The sequence below is a fragment of the Anaeromyxobacter sp. K genome, from assembly GCF_000020805.1.
Taxonomy (GTDB): domain Bacteria; phylum Myxococcota; class Myxococcia; order Myxococcales; family Anaeromyxobacteraceae; genus Anaeromyxobacter; species Anaeromyxobacter dehalogenans.
The window spans coordinates 1,353,803-1,370,495 of record NC_011145.1 but is presented as its reverse complement, the minus strand read 5'-3'; the positions used below and the strand labels follow the sequence as shown (position 1 = coordinate 1,370,495).

16 protein-coding genes are annotated in these 16,693 nt (G+C 75.4%); 8 read left to right on the top strand and 8 right to left on the bottom strand.

Translation table 11 applies throughout. The features are described 5' to 3' along the window. Nucleotides 1-20: 20 nt before the first annotated feature. On the bottom strand, nucleotides 21-1,340 hold the full coding sequence (locus ANAEK_RS06065; RefSeq protein WP_012525273.1) for a bifunctional ornithine acetyltransferase/N-acetylglutamate synthase: 1,320 nt from the start codon (nucleotides 1,338-1,340) through the stop codon (nucleotides 21-23). Nucleotides 1,341-1,450: 110 nt separating this feature from the next. On the opposite strand from ANAEK_RS06065, the gene ANAEK_RS06060 reads away from it, so the two are divergent. Together ANAEK_RS06060 and ANAEK_RS06055 are read left to right on the top strand one after the other, a co-directional pair. Next, nucleotides 1,451-2,674 (top strand): POTRA domain-containing protein, encoded by a 1,224-nt coding sequence (locus tag ANAEK_RS06060; protein WP_012525272.1) that lies wholly within the window; start codon nucleotides 1,451-1,453, stop codon nucleotides 2,672-2,674. A gap of 104 nt (nucleotides 2,675-2,778) precedes the next feature. Continuing rightward, nucleotides 2,779-3,837: an ATP/GTP-binding protein gene (locus ANAEK_RS06055; RefSeq protein WP_012525271.1), complete on the top strand. Its 1,059-nt coding sequence runs from the start codon at nucleotides 2,779-2,781 to the stop codon at nucleotides 3,835-3,837. A gap of 23 nt (nucleotides 3,838-3,860) precedes the next feature. On the opposite strand, the gene ANAEK_RS06050 is transcribed toward ANAEK_RS06055, so the two are convergent. Both ANAEK_RS06050 and ANAEK_RS06045 read right to left on the bottom strand, forming a co-directional pair. Then, nucleotides 3,861-4,520, bottom strand: a complete 660-nt coding sequence (locus ANAEK_RS06050) for a hemolysin III family protein (RefSeq protein WP_012525270.1) — start codon at nucleotides 4,518-4,520, stop codon at nucleotides 3,861-3,863. Between the two features lie 78 nt (nucleotides 4,521-4,598). After that, a complete protein-coding gene (locus ANAEK_RS06045) occupies nucleotides 4,599-5,654 on the bottom strand; it encodes a DUF4388 domain-containing protein (protein WP_012525269.1) in 1,056 nt (351 codons plus the stop codon). Between the two features lie 170 nt (nucleotides 5,655-5,824). On the opposite strand from ANAEK_RS06045, the gene ANAEK_RS06040 reads away from it, so the two are divergent. After that, entirely contained in the window at nucleotides 5,825-7,390 is a 1,566-nt protein-coding gene (locus ANAEK_RS06040; RefSeq protein WP_012525268.1) for a hypothetical protein, read from the top strand. Nucleotides 7,391-7,462: 72 nt separating this feature from the next. Here the strand turns inward: ANAEK_RS06040 and ANAEK_RS23525 are convergent, their stop codons facing one another. Together ANAEK_RS23525 and ANAEK_RS23275 are read right to left on the bottom strand one after the other, a co-directional pair. After that, a complete protein-coding gene (locus ANAEK_RS23525; protein WP_255344376.1) occupies nucleotides 7,463-8,161 on the bottom strand; it encodes a selenoprotein B in 699 nt (232 codons plus the stop codon). Between the two features lie 15 nt (nucleotides 8,162-8,176). Continuing rightward, the gene (locus ANAEK_RS23275; RefSeq protein WP_012525265.1) at nucleotides 8,177-8,680 is read right to left on the bottom strand and encodes a peroxiredoxin; all 504 of its coding nucleotides are present in this window, start codon (nucleotides 8,678-8,680) and stop codon (nucleotides 8,177-8,179) included. A 143-nt stretch (nucleotides 8,681-8,823) separates the two neighbouring features. Between ANAEK_RS23275 and ANAEK_RS06015 the strand changes: the two genes are divergently transcribed. Continuing rightward, entirely contained in the window at nucleotides 8,824-9,033 is a 210-nt protein-coding gene (locus tag ANAEK_RS06015) for a helix-turn-helix domain-containing protein (RefSeq protein WP_011420204.1), read from the top strand. 73 nt (nucleotides 9,034-9,106) lie between these two features. Here the strand turns inward: ANAEK_RS06015 and ANAEK_RS06010 are convergent, their stop codons facing one another. Further along, nucleotides 9,107-9,628 (bottom strand): peroxiredoxin, encoded by a 522-nt coding sequence (locus ANAEK_RS06010; RefSeq protein WP_012525264.1) that lies wholly within the window; start codon nucleotides 9,626-9,628, stop codon nucleotides 9,107-9,109. Nucleotides 9,629-9,703: 75 nt separating this feature from the next. Between ANAEK_RS06010 and ANAEK_RS06005 the strand changes: the two genes are divergently transcribed. From ANAEK_RS06005 to ANAEK_RS05990, 4 genes are all read left to right on the top strand, one after another. Further along, nucleotides 9,704-10,612: a DUF1028 domain-containing protein gene (locus ANAEK_RS06005; protein WP_012525263.1), complete on the top strand. Its 909-nt coding sequence runs from the start codon at nucleotides 9,704-9,706 to the stop codon at nucleotides 10,610-10,612. Nucleotides 10,613-10,774: 162 nt separating this feature from the next. Then, nucleotides 10,775-11,623 carry a metallophosphoesterase gene (locus ANAEK_RS06000; RefSeq protein ID WP_012525262.1) on the top strand — a complete coding sequence of 283 codons (849 nt, stop codon included), beginning with the start codon at nucleotides 10,775-10,777 and terminating at the stop codon, nucleotides 11,621-11,623. A 62-nt stretch (nucleotides 11,624-11,685) separates the two neighbouring features. After that, nucleotides 11,686-13,398, top strand: a complete 1,713-nt coding sequence (locus tag ANAEK_RS05995) for an aldehyde dehydrogenase family protein (protein ID WP_232288380.1) — start codon at nucleotides 11,686-11,688, stop codon at nucleotides 13,396-13,398. Between the two features lie 100 nt (nucleotides 13,399-13,498). Then, the gene (locus ANAEK_RS05990; RefSeq protein WP_012525260.1) at nucleotides 13,499-13,984 is read left to right on the top strand and encodes an FHA domain-containing protein; all 486 of its coding nucleotides are present in this window, start codon (nucleotides 13,499-13,501) and stop codon (nucleotides 13,982-13,984) included. Nucleotides 13,985-13,988: 4 nt separating this feature from the next. Here the strand turns inward: ANAEK_RS05990 and ANAEK_RS05985 are convergent, their stop codons facing one another. After that, complete coding sequence (locus ANAEK_RS05985; protein ID WP_012525259.1) at nucleotides 13,989-16,052, bottom strand: M13 family metallopeptidase; 2,064 nt, start codon at nucleotides 16,050-16,052, stop codon at nucleotides 13,989-13,991. A 95-nt stretch (nucleotides 16,053-16,147) separates the two neighbouring features. Further along, nucleotides 16,148-16,627 carry an acyl-CoA thioesterase gene (locus ANAEK_RS05980; RefSeq protein WP_012525258.1) on the bottom strand — a complete coding sequence of 160 codons (480 nt, stop codon included), beginning with the start codon at nucleotides 16,625-16,627 and terminating at the stop codon, nucleotides 16,148-16,150. Nucleotides 16,628-16,693: the final 66 nt, after the last annotated feature.

Sequence of the window (16,693 nt, the reverse complement as noted above, 5' to 3'; positions counted from 1 at the left end):
CGAGCGGCCCGCGTACGGGCTCAGCTCCGGTAGTCGGCGTTCTCGGTGACGTACTCGTGGGAGAGATCGCCGCCGAGCACGTCGCAGGCGCCGGTGCCCATCCCCAGGTCGATCTCGATCTCCACCCGGCGCTCGTGCGGCGGGTGGTCGATCGGGGGCCGGAAGGAGACGCCGTCGGGGGGCGGCGCGCTCGCGTACAGCTCCGCCGCCTTCATGTGCGCCACCAGCCGCCGCTCCTTCTCCGGGTCCAGCCGCATGGCGCCGCCCTCGAGCACCACCTCGCCGCCCACCCGCATCACCGCGCGCGCCGGCTCGAGCGCGATCCCGGCCGCGCCGGCCACCTTGCCCACCGCGCACAGCAGCCGGCCGACGTTCGGGTCGTTCCCGTTCACCGCGGCCTTGAGCAGCGGCGAGTTGACCACCGCCTTGCCCACCAGGTGCGCCGCCGCGTCCGACGGCGCCCCGCGGACCGCCACCCGCACCACGTGGTGCACGCCCTCGCCGTTCCGGACCACGTCCTCGGCGAGGTCGCCGCACACCTGCGCCAGCGCCGCGGCGAAGTCGGCGGCGGGCGGCGCCGGGCGCTTGCGCGACGAGAGCAGCACCACGGTGTCGGAGGTGCTGGTGTCGGAGTCCACCGAGATGCGGTTGAAGCTGCCCTCCACCGCCCGGTCGAGCGCGGCGCGGAGCGCGTCGCGGGGGACGTCGAGATCGGTGAGGAGGTAGACCAGCATGGTGGCCAGGTTCGGCTCGACCATCCCGGCCCCCTTCGCGAAGCCCACGATGCTCCCGCCGCCCACCTCGGCCCGGCGCAGCTTCGGGTACAGGTCGGTGGTCATGATCGCCTCGGCGGCGGGCAGCGCCGAGCCGCCCTGCAGCGCCGCCGCCGCGGCGGGCAGCGCCTCCACCATCCGGTCCACCGGCAGCCGCCATCCGATGACGCCGGTCGAGGACGGCAGGACCTCCTCCGGCGCGAGCCCGAGCAGCCGCGCCGCCTCGGCGCAGACGCGCTCGGCGGCCTCGACGCCGTCCGGCGCGCACACGTTCGCCACCTTGTTGTTGATCACCACCGCGCCGAGCGCCGCGCCGTCCAGCCGGCGGCGCCCCACCCGCACCGGCGCGCCCGGGAACGCGTTGCGCGTGAACTTCGCCGCGAACGCCGGCGTGGGCCGGTCGAGGGCGACGAGCGTGAGGCGCATGCGGCCGGGCTTCGGGACCTCCACCGGCACGAACTCGAACGCGCAGGTGCCGATGCGGAAGCCCTCCGGCAGCGCGGACCGGGACTCCAGCCAGGCCCGGTGCTCGGCCCGGGTCGCGAACGTGAGGGAGGTGGACGCCATGCGCGCCTCTTTACCACGCCCGGCGGGGCGCGGCTGCGCGCCGGGGCGGCCCGCCGCGGAGCCGCCGCGCGACGCTGGACGGCCGGGGGCCGGCCGACTAGAAACCCGCGATGGCTGCGCCCCCGGTGCTCTGGCTCCTGCTCTGCGCCCAGCTCGCCGCGGGCGGCGGGCCGGCGGTGGTGCGCGAGATCTCGGTCACCGGCAACCGGCGCACCGCCACCGCCTACGTCCGGCAGGCGCTCGAGCTCGACGTGGGCGATCGGTTCGACGGCGACGCCGCCGCGCTCGAGCAGCGCCTGCTCAACCTCCGGCTGTTCAAGGGCGTCCGGGTGACCCCGCGCCCCGCCGGCGAGGGCGGCGTGGCGCTGGAGGTGGACGTCCAGGAGCGCTGGACCCTCCTGCCCATCCCCATGTTCACCTCGTCCGGAGGAGAGACGGGCGGCGGCCTGCTGCTCCTGGAGTCGAACCTGTTCGGATGGGGGAAGCAGCTCATGGCCGGCGGGACGCTCTCGACCCGCGGCGCGGCCGGGATGGCCGGCTACTGGGATCGCGAGGTGGCCGGCACCCGCTGGACCGCCGACGCGTTCGCGATGCGCCAGGACGCGCGGCGCGAGCGGACCGACGGCGGCGGCGACGTGGTCTACGCCTACCGCGACGCCCGCACCGACCTGACGGCCGCCCTCGGCCGCCGGCTCACCGATCGGCTGGCCGTGAGCGCCGGCTGGTTCGGCGTGTGGGCGGACGCGAGCGCCGAGGACGGCTGGGCGCCGCCCGCGCGCGTCGGGCCCGCCCGCGGCCTGGTGGCGGCGGTGGCGTACGACGCGAGCGACTTCCACCTCTTCTACGAGCGGGGCGTCACCGCGCGCCTGCGCTACCGGCACGCCGACGCGGCGCTCGCGGGCGGGCGCGACCTGCGCCAGGCCGACGCGCGCGCGACCTGGGGCGGCGCGAACCGGCTCGGCCACGCGTGGTCGCTCGCGGTGGCGGGCCAGGGCGTCGAGGGCGACGCCGCGGTGGACGCGCTCCGCCTGGGCGGCACGCCGGGCGCGCGCGGCTTCCCCACGGGCGGGCTGTGGGCGGAGCGCGCCGGCACCGCGGCCCTGGAGTACGCGGTGCCGATCTGGCGGCCGCGCTGGGGCGTCGCGACCGGCGTGGCGCTGCTCGACGCCTGCCTCGCCCGCTGGCGGGGCGACACGACGCGGTACCTCGCCCCGGGGGTGGGCCTGCGGCTGCACGTCGCCGACGTCGCGCTGCCCGCGCTCGGCCTGGACGTGGCGTGGTCCACCACCGCCCCGGCGCCGATGGCGAGCTTCGTGGTGGGCTTCCGCATGTGAGGGCGCCGCCCGGCGTCTCCTGCGCACCTCCACCTTCACCGAGCGCGCGCCCCCCGTGGCTCGCGCCCTCGCGAAGCCCCGGGCGCCGGATACAATGCGCGGCCGTGTCCACCGTCAACGCGCTCGCGCGCGAGATCTCGGCCAAGATCGTCTATTACGGCCCCGGCCTGTCCGGGAAGACGACCAGCCTGCAGCAGATCCACGCGAGCGTGCGGCCGGAGAGCCGCGGCCAGCTCGTCAGCCTCTCCACCGAGGGTGATCGGACGCTGTTCTTCGACTTCCTGCCGCTCAAGTCCGAGCAGGTGCGCGGGCTCACGCTGCGCCTGCAGCTCTACACGGTGCCCGGCCAGGTCTTCTACGACGCCACCCGCAAGCTGGTGCTGAACGGCGCCGACGGCGTGGTGTTCGTGGCCGACTCGCAGGCGTCGGTGCTCGACTCGAACCTGGAGTCGTTCGCGAACCTCGAGTCGAACCTGGCGGAGATGGGCATCGACCTGCCCGCGTTCCCGCACGTCATCCAGTACAACAAGCGCGACCTGCCCGGCGTGCTGCCGGTGGCCGAGCTGCGTCGCCAGCTCAACCTGCTCGGCGCGCCGGACTTCGAGACGGTGGCGAGCCGCGGCGAGGGGCTGCTCGCGGCGCTGAAGGAGATCACGCGCCGGGTGGTGAAGGACCTCGACGCGCGCCACCCGCACCGCGCCGCCCCGCGCCAGATCCTGTCCGGCGGCGGCTCGGAGCTGGCCTCCCGGATCTCCGCCGCGGCCGAGGCGCCCGCCGCGCCCGCCGGCAACCCGCCCGCGCCCCGTGCCGACGCGTCCGCCCCCGAGGCGTACCGGGATCGCGGCCAGCTCCTGGGCCTGTCCTTCGCGCGGATGTTCCCGGGGCGCGGCGCCGCGCTCGCCGACGTGGAGCACGACCTCCGCGAGCGCTCCTACGGGCCGGCGGCGCGCCGCGCCGCGGAGGCGATCGCGGAGCTGCTCGCCGGGCTGCGGGTGGACGAGGCCGCGCCGGCGGCGCGCGCCACGCTGCTCGGGCTGGACGGGCGCGAGTTCCTGCGCCTGGGCCGGATCGCGGCGAAGCCGGACGCCTCCGTCACCGAGCCGGAGGCGCTGTTCGCGCTCCACCTGCTCGTCGCCGCGATGGTGAAGCTCGAGCGGATCTGAGCGCCCCGCTCGCCGCGGTCGGGTCAGCCGATCCGGCGGAGCGCGCCCAGCACCACCGCGAAATGGAGCGCGGCCGCCGCGACCACCATCGCGTGGAAGACCTCGTGGTAGCCGAACACGCCCGGGAACGGGTTGGGCCGCTTGGTGGCGTAGACCACCGCGCCGAGGCTGTACACGAGGCCGCCGAGGCCGAGCAGCACCAGCCCGCCGGTGCCGGCGGCCCGGGCCACCGCCGGCAGGAGCGGCAGGATGAGCCAGCCGAGCAGCACGTACAGCGCCGCGCTGAGCCACCGAGGCGCCCGCGGCCAGAGCACCGCGCGGAAGATCCCGAGCACCGCGCCGGTCCACACCAGCGCCAGCACCAGCGTGCCCTTCTCGCCGAGCAGCAGGCACATGGGCGTGTAGGTGCCGGCGATGAGCAGGAAGATGGCCGAGTGGTCGAGGCGCCGCATCAGCAGCCGCGGCCCCGGCGGCCACATGGGCCGGTGGTAGAGCGCGCTCACCGCAAACAGCGTGAAGAGCGAGGCACCGTAGACGTGGGCGGCGACGCTGGCCCGGCCCGGCGGGGCCGTGAGCGCCACCGCCACCCAGGCGGCGAGCGAGATGGAGGCGGCGATCTCGTGCGAGACGCCACGCAGCAGCGGCTTCCCGCCGCGTACCGTCGGGTCGATCACCTGTTCCATGAGCCGTCTCCCTCCGGAACAGGAGTAGGCCGCTCGCGTCATGCGCGTGTCACGGCCGCGCGCCGCACCCCACCGACGCTACGCCGGACCGGGGGTGCCGACACGGCGCGGCACGCGGGCGGGAGCCGGGGCCCCGTCGCGCAGGTCCACCAGCCCCAGCCGGACGAGCTTCCGCAGCGCCTTCAGGGTCTCGACCTCGCGCAGCGGGCAGGACAGGGCGACGCTCGCCACGTCCCACGCGCCGTTCACCCGGGACGCGACCTCGCGGTCGATGCTCCCGAGCCGCCGCCCCGCGGGCGAGTCCAGCGAGGCGGGGCCGCCGAGCAGGACCGGCACCGCCACCGGCGACAGCTCCTCGTAGAGCGCCGCCACCTGCTCGCGCTCGGCCTCGCGCAGCAGCGCCCGCACGCGGCGGTCCGACGGATCCGCGGCGAGCAGGCTCCTGAACACGATGGCGGCCTCGTCGAACTGGCGCTCGCCCACGAGCAGCTGCGCCTTGTCGATGAGCGAGGAGACCGGGTCGGCGTGCGGGGCCACGCCCTCCACGTGGGCCAGCCCGAGCTCCCGGAGCGCCTCGACGCGCCGGAGCGCCGCGGGGCGCGAGAGGTGGAGCCCGAGGCGCGCCTCGGCGATCGACACCCGGCGCCGGGCCGCCTCCAGCAGGGCGCGCTGCCCGGGCGTGCGCGGCGCGCCGGCGCCGTCGGCGCACAGCAGCGCCGACTCGGACGGATAGCGGCGGTCGAGGTCGGGCCACTCGTCGAGCCGGCGCAGCCCCTCCAGCGTCATCTGGCCCAGGGAGAGGTCGAGCGGCACGCCGTCCTCGAACCCGGCCGCGCCGTCCACCAGCGCGAACCGGCCGCCGGGCGGCGCCAGGAAGAGGTCCACGATGCGGTCGGCGCAGGCCTCCGGCCAGAGCGCCTCGGGCGGCTCGGCGTGGTGCCAGCCGGCGAGCGTGCCGAGCCCCGCGTGCTCGCCGGGCGGGCGGGCGGCCGCCCGGATGCGACGATCCTGCACCTCCAGCCAGAAGCGCGCGCCGTCGCCGGAGTCGATCTCGAGCACGCCGGCGCGGCGGCCCTGATCGAGCCACTGGAAGAGGTCCGGAAGCGGGAAGGTGGCGAGATCGCCCTGGAGCACCGGCGGATTCTGGCACGGCCCGCCGGACGGGGCGAGCCCGCCGCCGCCCGCCGTGGCCGGGGCGGCAGTGGGGGCCTCCCCCGGCGCGCGGCTTGGCCCGTTTCGCGGCGCGGTCCAGCTTTCCCGGCGCGCGTACGAGCGGCCGTCGGGCCGCGGAGCGAGGGCGGGGCATGCGAGGGTTCTGGCTGGCGGTGGGGCTGGTGGCGGGCGCGGCGCTGGCCGCCTTGACGGCGTGCGGCTCGGGGTCGTCGAAGGCGAAGGCGTCGGACCCGGTCCCGGTGTGCGACGGGAGCTGCCCGGTGGCGCCGGGCTGTCCGCCGCTCCCGTGCCCCGCGCCGCCGCCGCCCCCGCCGCCGCCGGTCGATCCGCCCGCCGCGGCGGGCGGGTTCACCTTCTACGGCGAGGCGCAGGGGCTCACGGCCGACGTGAGCGACGCGTCGGCGGACGAGGGCGGGAACGTGTACGTGGCGGGCGGGTCGGCGCTGTTCGTGAAGCGCCGCGACGACCGCGACTTCGTCCGCGTCGACCCGGCCGCGGCCGGCCTCACCGCGAGCTGCCACGACCCCGCGGAGATCGCGGTGGAGGCGCCGCAGAGCCCGGCCGTGCCATGCCCCATCATCTCGGTGGCGGGCGCGGCCGCGGGCGTGGCGGTGGTGGGCTACCGGGGCGTGGGCTCGGACTACGACTACGACGCCGAGTGGGCGCGGCGCTCCGGCGGCGCCGACGTGGTCGCCTTCGACGGGACCCGGGTGACGCTGCAGCGCCACGTGTTCATCGCCTCGCCCCCGGGCGTCATCTGCGAGCACTGGGACAACACGAACTACCCCCAGGTCCCGTGGAACTCCGTCTGCGGCGAGACCTGGTCCGACTCGACCTGGGTGTCCGGGCGGCGCGGCAAGGGCCGGGTGGTGCACCGGATCGTGGTGAACCACGACGCGACCCGGCCGCTCTCGCAGGGCGACGTCTACCTCGGCGCGTCGCACGCGGTGCTCTCGATCCTGGCCGCCCACCCGGAGCAGCGCGGCTGGCTCGACTACATCAAGGGCGACGCGGCGTTCGCCGACAGCTTCGCGGTCTTCGAGCACGAGCACCCCGCCATCACCGGCAGCGACGGCCGCTTCCTCACCGGCGAGTCCACCGGCCTCGCGCTCGACCCGGTGGCGAACGTGCCCTGGTTCTCGAACGAGGTCCGGACCGCGAGCCTGCCGGACTACGCGACCATGAACCGCCCGAGCTGGAACGGGTGGTGGGGCAGCATGGCGCCGGTGACGCCGCACGCGACGTTCTTCGGCGGGGATCCGGCGGACGACACGTACTGGGACAACGTCTCCGGGCTCACGTTCTGCGGCGACGGGACGCTGTGGGTCGCCTCGGCCGGCAAGGGCATCGCGCGCGTGGGCATCGACCGGGCGAAGACCGTCACGGACCCGGCGAACGCGTTCTCGGTGCAGCGCATCGACCTGCCCGCCGGCACCGGCAACCAGGCCAGCGCCATCGCCTGCGATCCGTCGGACGGGTCGATCTGGGTCGGCTTCGGGTGGGGCGGCTTCGGGCGCTACAAGGACGGCGCGTGGCAGGCCTCCGGGACGGTGCCGCAGGGCGCGCCGAAGATGGCCTGGAACCCGGTGCGGAGCATCCAGTTCGACCGCTGGGCGTCGCCGCGCATCGTGTACATCGCGCACGGGCCCAGCCTGAAGTACGGGGCCGGCGGCGTGACGGTGTACGCGGGCCCGTGACGGCCGCGCTCCATCCCGCCGCGACCCGCGCCGCCCTGCCGCGCGCCCCGCCGGCGCGCGGCGGGCGCGCGTTCACGCGTAGTCGCGCACGATCACCTGGCCCGGGCGCGGCTCGGCGGTGAGCAGGCCGAGCGCGTCGGTGAGGATCCACTTCTGCAGCGCGGCGTCGGCGGGCCGGCCCAGCGAGTGGCCGGCGACGAAGCCGCGCGGGCACAGCGCCCGCGGCGGCCTGGCCTGCAGCGTCTCCTCCGGCTCGACCGTGATCACCACCGTCGGGATGCCCACCAGCTCGATGCTGCGCTGCACGGTGACCACCGTGCGGTGGCACAGGCGTCAGCCGCCGGTGAGCAGCACCGCGCCCGGCCGCTCGCGGTCGATCTCGCGGACCAGCGCCGGGATGGTCCGCTCGCGCAGCTCGCGGAGCGCCTGGCTGTAGCCGAGCGAGAAGTGGCGGGCGGTGAGCCCGCCCACCCGCCCGTCCCGCGCCAGCTCCCGCACGCGATCGATCGGGAACACGCAGTTCAGGTCCGCGTCCACGCAGGCGTGGTCGTAGTGCGTGTCGTCGTAGCGGAGGTCCTTCGCCTCCGCGTCGCCCGGGATGGCCCGCCAGGTGGTGTCGCCGCCGGTGTCGAACGGCCGGTCGCCGGCGAGCCGCACCGCCGCGGTGGAGACGAGGCAGACGGTGGCCTCCTCCAGCTTGCCGGCGAACGGCGTGAACGGCACGCAGTAGCGGGACAGCTCGAGCGGCTTCGGGACGGCGTCGTCCGCCATGGCGGGCCTCCTCGGCTACTTCAGCTTGTCGAGCGCCTGCATGATCTTGTCGGTGGGCGGCTGCTCGCCGATGTCGTGGATGTCCACGTAGGCGACCTTGCCCTGCCGGTCGATCACGAAGATGGCGCGCTCGGGGTGGCCGTCGTCGCCGCGCAGCACGCCGTAGGTCGCGCTCACGTGCCCGTGCGGCCAGTGGTCGGAGAGCAGCGGGTACGACAGGCCGCCCATCGACTTCGCCCACGCCTCGTTGGTGAACACCTGGTCGGTGGAGATGCCCAGGACCTGGGCATTGCGCCGCTCGAACTCGGAGAGATCCTCCTCGTACGACGGCATCTGCACCGTTCAGACGGGGGTGAACGCGGCCGGGTAGAACGCCAGCACCACGTTCTTCTTGCCGCGATAGTCGGAGAGCTTCACCTTGCGTCGAGCCGCGCCCTTGCCGGCGGTGTCGCCCGTCGCGATCAGCTCGAAGTCGGGCGCCTCGTCGCCCACCTCGACCTTCCAGATCGGCTTCGCCATCTGCTGCTCCTTCCCGTGGGGGATCGGAGGCTGATCATGTTCACGGCGGGGCGCTGGGGCCATCACTGTGGGTCGAGAACGACCGGGGCCAGACCCGAAAAGGACGCTGCTGGGGTGGGACCCCTTTGCTAACAGTTCGCGCCATGGATCTCCTGACGCGCTTTGCCGGCAACGTGCGGCGCCTCCGCTCGAAGAAGAACCTTTCGCAGAAGGCGCTGGCCGACAAGGTCGGGATCTCCGTGTCGTACGTCTCGATGCTGGAGCGCGGGCAGCGCTCGCCGCCGCTCGAGACCATCGAGAAGATGGCGAAGGCCCTCGGCGTCCCCCCGGCCGCGCTGCTCGGCGGGCGCTAGACCCGGCCCCGCCCGACACCCCGATCCCCGGCCCATCCCTCCCCGCCTCGCCGCGGGCGCTGCCGCTCGACCGTCAACGTCCCAGCGTCGGCGCGCCCGGCCTCCACTCGGCCGGCGCCTTCTCGCCCGTCTCCAGCGCCTCGAGCACGCGGACGATCTCCGAGATCGAGCGGCCCACCCTGAGGTTGTGGAACGCGGCGTACTGCACCACCCCCTCAGGATCGACGACGAACGTGGCCCGCGCCGCCACGCCCTCCCGCTCCAGCAGCGCGCCGTACGCGCGCGACACCACCCGGTCCGGATCGGCCGCGAGCGGGAACGCCACCTCGCCCAGCTTCTCCTCGATCCACCGGCGGTGCGTGTCGAGGTCGTCCACCGAGATGCCGATCGCCTCGGCGCCGAGCGCGCGCAGCTCCGGCATGCGCTTCGAGAGCTCCAGCACCTCCGTCGGGCAGACGGCGGTGAAGTCGCGCGGGTAGAACAGCAGCACCGTCCAGCGACCGGCGAGCGCCGACAGCGAGACCTCCACCGGCGCGCCCCGTCCGCGCACCGCCGGCAGCTTGAAGTCCGGCGCCCTGTCGAGGATCCTCGCCACGTTCCCTCCCGCCCGGCGTCCCGAGGAGCGCTACCTTCGGCCCCGCCGGGCGGCGCGTCAACCCTGGAGGTCACGGTGATCGCTCCCCTGCTCGCGCTCGCGCTCGGCACCTTCAGCATCGTCGCCGCCGATCCGGCCACCGGCCAGATCGGCGTGGCGGTGCAGTCCAAGTTCCCGGCGGTGGGCGCGCTCGTCCCCGCCGCGCGCGCCGGCGTCGGCGGCGTCGCGACGCAGGCGCTCGCGAACGAGGCCTGGCGCGCGGAGGCGCTGCGGCTGCTGGCCGCGGGCGTGCCCGCGGAGGAGGTGGTGAAGCGGCTCGTGGCGGCGGACCCGCAGGCCGCCGACCGGCAGATCGGGCTGGTGGACGCGAAGGGCGACGCGGCCGCGTACACCGGCGCGCGGTGCTTCGACCACGCCAGCCACGTCACCGGCCCGGGCTTCTCGGTGCAGGGGAACATCCTCGCCGGCCGCGCGGTCCCGGAGGCGATGGCCCGCGCCTACCAGGCGGCGCGCGACGCCGGCAAGCCGCTCGCCGAGCGCCTCCTGGCGGCGCTCGCGGCCGGGCAGGCGGCGGGCGGCGACCGGCGCGGCATGGAGAGCGCCGCGTTGCTGGTGGTGAAGCCGGGCGGCGGGTACGGCGGCTCCGGCGACGTCTGGGTGGACCTGCGCGTCGACGACCATCCGCAGCCCATCGCCGAGCTCGCCCGGCTCTACCGCGACGTGCACCAGTTCTACTTCGGCGAGACGGTGCGGGCGGTCCCGCTCGACGCGAAGGTGGCGCGCGAGGTGCGCGGGGCGCTGCTGCGGCTCGGCTTCCTGAAGGCGCCGGCCGCGCCGGGCGGCGGCGCCTGGGACGCGGCCAGCCAGCAGGCGCTGGAGGACTTCCAGGGCTGGGAGAACCTGGAGGGCCGCACCCGCAAGGACGGCACCATCGACGAGGTGGTGCTCGCCCACCTGCGCAAGGTGGCCGCCCGAAAGCGCTGATCCGGCGGGGCGTTGAAGATCCGCCGGCCCCGGCGCGTCGCTCCGAGGCGGGACCCTCGACGTGGCGGGCGTGCCCGGGCGTGGAATCGCTTCCGCCGGCGGGAGGTTCCAACCTTCACGCGGCGCGGCATGGAGCCGCCGAAGGCGGGAGGAGCGGCTTCGATGGATCGGTTCGGACGGCGGCAGTTCCTGAAGGGTGCGGCGTTGCTGGGCGCGGCCGGGGCGGCCGGCCTGGTGCCCGCCGCCTCGAGCGCCGCCGAGCCCCGCCTCCCGGACACCGATCCGGTGACGTTCGAGGTGCCCGGCCTCGATCCCGCCCACGACGGCCTGCGGATCGCGCAGCTCTCCGACCTGCACGTCGGCCCGCGCACGCCGTCCGCCACGGTCCGCGCCGCCATCGAGGACGCGAACGCGTTCGCGCCCGACCTGGTGGTGCTGACCGGCGACTACCTCTCGCACAGCCGCCGCGAGCTCGCCGCGATGCGCGACCTGCTCGGCGGCCTGGTCGCCCCCACCATCGCGGTGCTCGGCAACCACGACGTCTGGGTGGATCCGGACGGCGCGGCCGGCGCGCTGAAGGGGCACGGCTACGAGGTGCTCGAGAACGGCTGGACCTCGATCCGGCTGCGCGGCGCGCCGCTGCACGTGGTCGGCGTGGGGGATCACCTCACCCGCCGCGACGACGTGCAACGCGCCGTGAAGGGGCTGCCGGCCGGCGCGGCGCCGCTGGTGCTGGCGCACGGACCGCGCACGGCGGACAAGCTCCGCCACCTGGAGCGCCCCATGGTCTGCCTCTCCGGCCACACGCACGGGGGCCAGATCAACATCCCCATCCTCACGCCGCTGTTCCTCGCCAGCGTGGCGCGCGAGCCGTACGTGCGCGGGCGCTACCAGCTCGGCGCCGTTCAGCTGTACGTGAACCGCGGGATCGGCATGTCGGGCATCCGGGTGCGCGTGAACGCGAGCCCGGAGGTCACGCTCGCCACCCTGCGCCGCGCCGAGCCGGCGTAGCCGCGCCGCGGGGCCCCACGGAGCACGGGCGCGCCGGGCCGGATCTCGCGTAGGCTGCCGGCATGGGAGCCTCGATGCCCGCCGCGCCTGCCCCGACCGAACCCCGAGCGCTCGACGAGGCCGTCGCCCGCCTGCGCGAGGCCGCGCCGGGCTGGGCCGCGGCCTCGCTCGCCGCGCGGGCGGCCCTCGCGCGCGACATGCTGGAGGGCGTGGGGCGCACCGCGCGCCGCGCCGTGGAGGCGGCCTGCGCGGCGAAGGGGCTGCCGCCCGACGCGCCGCAGGCCGGCGAGGAGTGGCTCTCGGGTCCCTACGTGACGGCGCGCATCCTGCGCCAGCTGGAGCGGTCGCTGAGGCTGCTCGCGCGCAACGGCAACACGCCGGTGGGCAAGCTCTCGGAGACGGTGGACGGCCGCCTCTCGGTGCAGGTGTTCCCGCTCACCCGCCAGGACAAGCTGCTCCTCGCCGGCGTCCGCGCCGAGGCCCACCTGGTGGAGGGCATGACCGAGGAGCGGCTGCACGAGACGCGCGCCCGGTTCCACAAGGCGCCCGACCACCAGGGCAAGCTGTGCCTGGTGCTGGGCGCCGGGAACATCAACTCCATCCCGGCGGTGGACGTGGCCGGGAAGCTGTTCAACGAGGGGAAGGTCTGCGTCCTGAAGATGAACCCGGTGAACGCCTACCTCGGGCCCATCCTCGAGGACGCGTTCTCCCCGGCCATCGCCCGCGGCCTGCTCGCGATCGTGTACGGCGGCGCCGACGTGGGCAGCTACCTCGCGCACCACCGCGGCGTCGACGAGGTGCACATCACCGGCTCCGACCGGACGCACGACGCCATCGTGTGGGGGCCGCCCGGTCCCGAGCGCGACGCGCGGCGGGCCAGCGGGACCCCGCTGCTCGCGAAGGAGATCACGAGCGAGCTCGGCAACGTCTCGCCGGTGCTGGTGGTGCCGGGCCCGTGGGACGCGGGCACCCTGCGCTTCCAGGCGGAGAGCGTCGCCGGCATGGTGACGTACAACGCGTCGTTCAACTGCAACGCCGCCAAGATGCTGGTGCTCCCGCGCGGCTGGCGGCGGCGCGATGCGTTCCTCGCCGCGGTCGAGCACTTCATGGCGCTCTCGCCGGCGCGCCGGGCCTGGTACCCGGGCGCCGCCGACCGCTACCGCGCGCTCACGGAGGGCCGCGCGGCGGTGCGGAAGGTGGGCCAGGGCGAGGGCGCGCTGCCGTGGACGCTCGTGACCGGGCTCGACGCGGACTCCGAGGACCCGGCCTTCGTCACCGAGCCGTTCTGCTCGATCCTGTCCGAGACGGCGGTCGGCTCCGAGGATCCGGTGGACTTCCTGGAGCAGGCCGTGGCGTTCTCGAACGACCGGCTCTGGGGGACGCTGGCGGCGCACATCGTCGTCCACCCCCGCACCCTGGCCGACCCGTCGCTCGAGGCCGCGCTCCAGCGCGCCATCCGGCGGCTCCGCTACGGCACCGTCGCGGTGAACACCTGGGCCGGCTACGGCTACGGCCTCGGCACCGCGCCCTGGGGCGCGTTCCCGGGCTCGACGCTCGAGGACGTGCAGAGCGGGCGCGGCTTCGTGCACAACACCGTCATGCTGGAGGGCGTGGAGAAGGTCGTCGTCTGGCACCCGGCGCGGACGTTCCCGAAGCCGCCCTACTTCCCCAGCCACGCGACCACCGACGCGCTCGGCCGCAGCCTGGTCCGCCTCGAGACCCGCGGCCGCTGGCGCGACCTCCCCGCCGTCGTGCTGGCGGGGATCCGCGGCTGAGCACCGCACGGGGTCGGGGAGACCCGCATCGACACACGGTGCGAGTTCTGGTTTGCTCCGGGTGACGGTCGCCGTCTCCGACCGTCTCCGGGGGAGAGCGTTGAGAGGCTACCTGCTCACGTGGCTCGCGCGGCAGTACCGCGACAGCGACCTGCGGGCGTTCGTGCGCGAGCACCCGCAGGACTGGCTGGTCTGGGAGGCGGGCCCGTGGCGGCCGCCCTCGCGCCGGCGCGAGACGCTGCGCACCGAGGAGGTGCGCTTCGCCGCGACGGCGAAGGAGCCGATCGCCATCGTGCTGGAGCCTGCCGCCGACGGCGCGCCGCTGCGGGTGGGCCGGGCCGCCGGCAACGACATCGTGATCGACGACCCGACCCTGTCACGCGTGCACCTCGAGCTGGTGCGCGACGGCGAGGCGCGCTGGCGGGTGGGCGACGTGGGCTCGTCGAACGGCACGCGCCTCGCGGGCGTGCGGATCGGGCGCGAGCCCGTGCCGCTGCCGGTGGGCGTGGTGCTCGAGGCGGGCGCCGCGCGGCTCAGCCTCTACGACGCCGCGGCCCTGTTCCTGCGCCTGCGCGGCGCCGCCTGATCGCTCACCAGATCTCGCAGCGCTCCGCCGCCGGCCGGGCCATGGGCGTCCCCTCGGCGCAGGCGAACGCGCGCGCGAACTCCGGCAGGTTGGAGAGCGGGCCGTTGACGCGGAACTGCGGCGGCGAGTGCGGGTCCACCACCGCGCGCCGGCGCGCCTCCTGCTCCCGGTACTTCGAGCACCAGGACTGGGCGTAGCCCACGAAGAACTGCTGCTCCGGGGTGAAACCGAGCAGGGCGCGATCGCCGGCCGGCTGCGCGCGCCGGGCCGCCTGCATCGCCGCGAACGCGAGCTTCAGGCCGCCGAGGTCGGCGATGTTCTCGCCCAGCGTGAGCTTGCCGTCGAGCCGCACGCCCGGGAGCGCCTCGTAGGCGCCGTACTGCTTCACCAGGCACGCGGCGCGCCGGTCGAACTCGGCCCCCACCGCCGGCGTCCACCAGTCGCGCAGGTTCCCGAGCGCGTCGTACTGGCGCCCCTCGTCGTCGAACCCGTGCGTCAGCTCGTGCCCCAGCACCATCCCGATGGCGCCGTAGTTCACCGTCTCGGGCGCCTCGCGGTTGAAGAACGGCGGCTGCAGGATGCCGGCCGGGAACACCATCTCGTTCATCGCCGCGTTGTAGTAGGCGTTCACGGTGGGCGGGCTCATGAACCACTCGCCGCGATCGACCGGCTTGCCGATCTTGGCGAGCTGCCGGTTCGTCTCGAACCGGCCCGCCGCCAGCACGTTCGCGAAGAACGAGCCGCGGTCGACGCGCATCGTGGAGTAGTCGCGCCGGGCGTCCGGGTAGCCGACCTTGTTCACCACGCGGGCGAGCTTCTCGCGCGCGCGCTCGCGCGTGGGCGCGTCCATCCACGAGAGCGAGCCCAGGTCGGCCTCCATCGCCTTCTCGATCTCGGCCACGAGGCGCGTGGTCCGGTCCTTCCCCTCCGCGCCGAAGTGGCGCCGGACGTACGCCTGCCCGACCGCGAACCCGAGCGCCTCGTCGGTCGCGCCCACGCAGTGCTTCCAGCGCGGCTGCAGCTCCTTCGCGCCGGAGAAGCTCGCGCTCTGGAACGCGAAGCGCTCCTGGACCAGCGCCGCCGGGACCGCGCGGAACGCGGCCATGTCGTCGAGCAGGCGCCAGCGCAGGTACGCCTTCCAGGCGTCGAGCGGGGCCGACGCGAACTGCTTGCCGACCTCGGCCACGAACGCCGGCGTGGTCACGCTCACCGCGTCGAGCCCGGGCTGGCCCAGCTCGGCGAAGAAGCGGGCCCAGGGGAAGTCCGGCGCGAGCCGCTCCAGCCCGGCGCGGTCCACGCGGTTGTAGATCCGCGACGGGTCGCGCAGCTCGGCGCGGGTCCAGTGCGTGCGCGCCAGCGCGGTCTCGAGCTGCTCGACGGCGGCGGCGCCTGCCTCGGCCTGCGCCGGCGGCAGCCCGGCCAGCCCGAGCATCTTCCGCAGGTGGGCGGCCCACGCCCTGCGGATCTCCGGGTTCTTGCCGGCGTCGGACAGGTAGTACTCGCGGTCCGGCAGCGAGAGCCCGCCCTGGTTCACGATCAGGATCACCTGCGTCGCGTCCTTCGCGTCCTGGTCGGCGAGCAGCCCGAACGGCGCGGCCATCCCGGCGCCGTGCAGGCGCGCCAGCTCGGCGGCGAGCGCCGGCCGATCCGCGATCGCGTCGATCCGCGCCCACCCCGCCTTCAGGTCGGCGAGGCCGCGCGCCTCGATGCCCCGCTCGTCCATGCAGGAGCCGAAGTAGTCGCCCACCTTCCCCGCGAACGCGTCGGCCGGGTCGGCGCGCCCGGCCGCGGCGGCCTCCAGGATGCGGCGGAGCTGGGCGGTGTTGCGCTCGTCCAGCTCGGCGAACCCGCGGCTCCAGGCCGAGCGGTCGGCGGGGATCTCGGTCCGCGCGATCCAGCCGCCGCAGGCGAACCGGTAGAAGTCCAGGCACGCGTCGGCGGAGCGGTCGAGCGCCGCCTCGTCGAGCGGCGGCAGCGGGGCGGCCGCCGCGGGCGCGGGCGGCGCCGGCGGGGCGGTGCGGCACGCGGCGACGGCGATGAGGGCGGCGAAGGAGAGGATGCGACGCACGTCGGCCTCCGGGGCGGGCGGGGCGGCGGACGCCGCCCGGCCGCGGCAATATGGCCCCGCGCGCGCGGCCCCTCAAGCGAAACGCGGCCCCGCGTTCACGGTGCGCGCGGCGTCCGGGACGCCAGCCGCGCCGCGCGGCGCGCTCCCGCCTCGCGCTCGCGCCGGCGCTCGTCGTCGGTGTCGGTCCGCAGGGGCGGGGCCCGGGTGGGCTGCCCGTCCGGCCCCAGCGCCACGAAGGTGAGGTACGCGTCGCAGCACTTCTTCCGCTCGCCGGTGAGCGGGTCCTCCGTCTGCACCTCCACGCCGACCTCCATGGAGGACCCGAACACCGCGTTCACCTGTGCGTGCAGGATGGCCATCTGGCCGATGCGGATGGGGGCGAGGAAGGAGAGCTGATCGATGGAGGCCGTCACGACCGGGACGCGCGCGTGGCGCATGGCGGCCATGGCCGCGGTCAGGTCGGTCCACTGCATGACCGTGCCGCCGAACGCGGTCCCGAGCGTGTTCGCGTCGAACGGCATCACCAGGTGCGTGACCTCGACGCGCGAGTCGGCGGCGGGCTTGGGAGCGGGCATGCGCCACCCTTAGCACGGGCCGGGGCGCCCCTCCCGCGCTGTCGTGGGTTCGTCGTAAGATGCGCG

What these genes read in the sequence shown, in the direction of transcription:
- ANAEK_RS06060 (WP_012525272.1), top strand. Translation starts at nt 1,451, where the DNA reads ATGGCTGCGCCCCCGGTGCTCTGGCTCCTGCTCTGCGCCCAGCTCGCC.
- ANAEK_RS06050 (WP_012525270.1), bottom strand. Translation starts at nt 4,520, where the DNA reads ATGGAACAGGTGATCGACCCGACGGTACGCGGCGGGAAGCCGCTGCTG.
- ANAEK_RS06000 (WP_012525262.1), top strand. Translation starts at nt 10,775, where the DNA reads ATGGATCGGTTCGGACGGCGGCAGTTCCTGAAGGGTGCGGCGTTGCTG.
- ANAEK_RS06015 (WP_011420204.1), top strand. Translation starts at nt 8,824, where the DNA reads ATGGATCTCCTGACGCGCTTTGCCGGCAACGTGCGGCGCCTCCGCTCG.
- ANAEK_RS05980 (WP_012525258.1), bottom strand. Translation starts at nt 16,627, where the DNA reads ATGCCCGCTCCCAAGCCCGCCGCCGACTCGCGCGTCGAGGTCACGCAC.
- ANAEK_RS06040 (WP_012525268.1), top strand. Translation starts at nt 5,825, where the DNA reads ATGCGAGGGTTCTGGCTGGCGGTGGGGCTGGTGGCGGGCGCGGCGCTG.
- ANAEK_RS05995 (WP_232288380.1), top strand. Translation starts at nt 11,686, where the DNA reads ATGGGAGCCTCGATGCCCGCCGCGCCTGCCCCGACCGAACCCCGAGCG.
- ANAEK_RS06065 (WP_012525273.1), bottom strand. Translation starts at nt 1,340, where the DNA reads ATGGCGTCCACCTCCCTCACGTTCGCGACCCGGGCCGAGCACCGGGCC.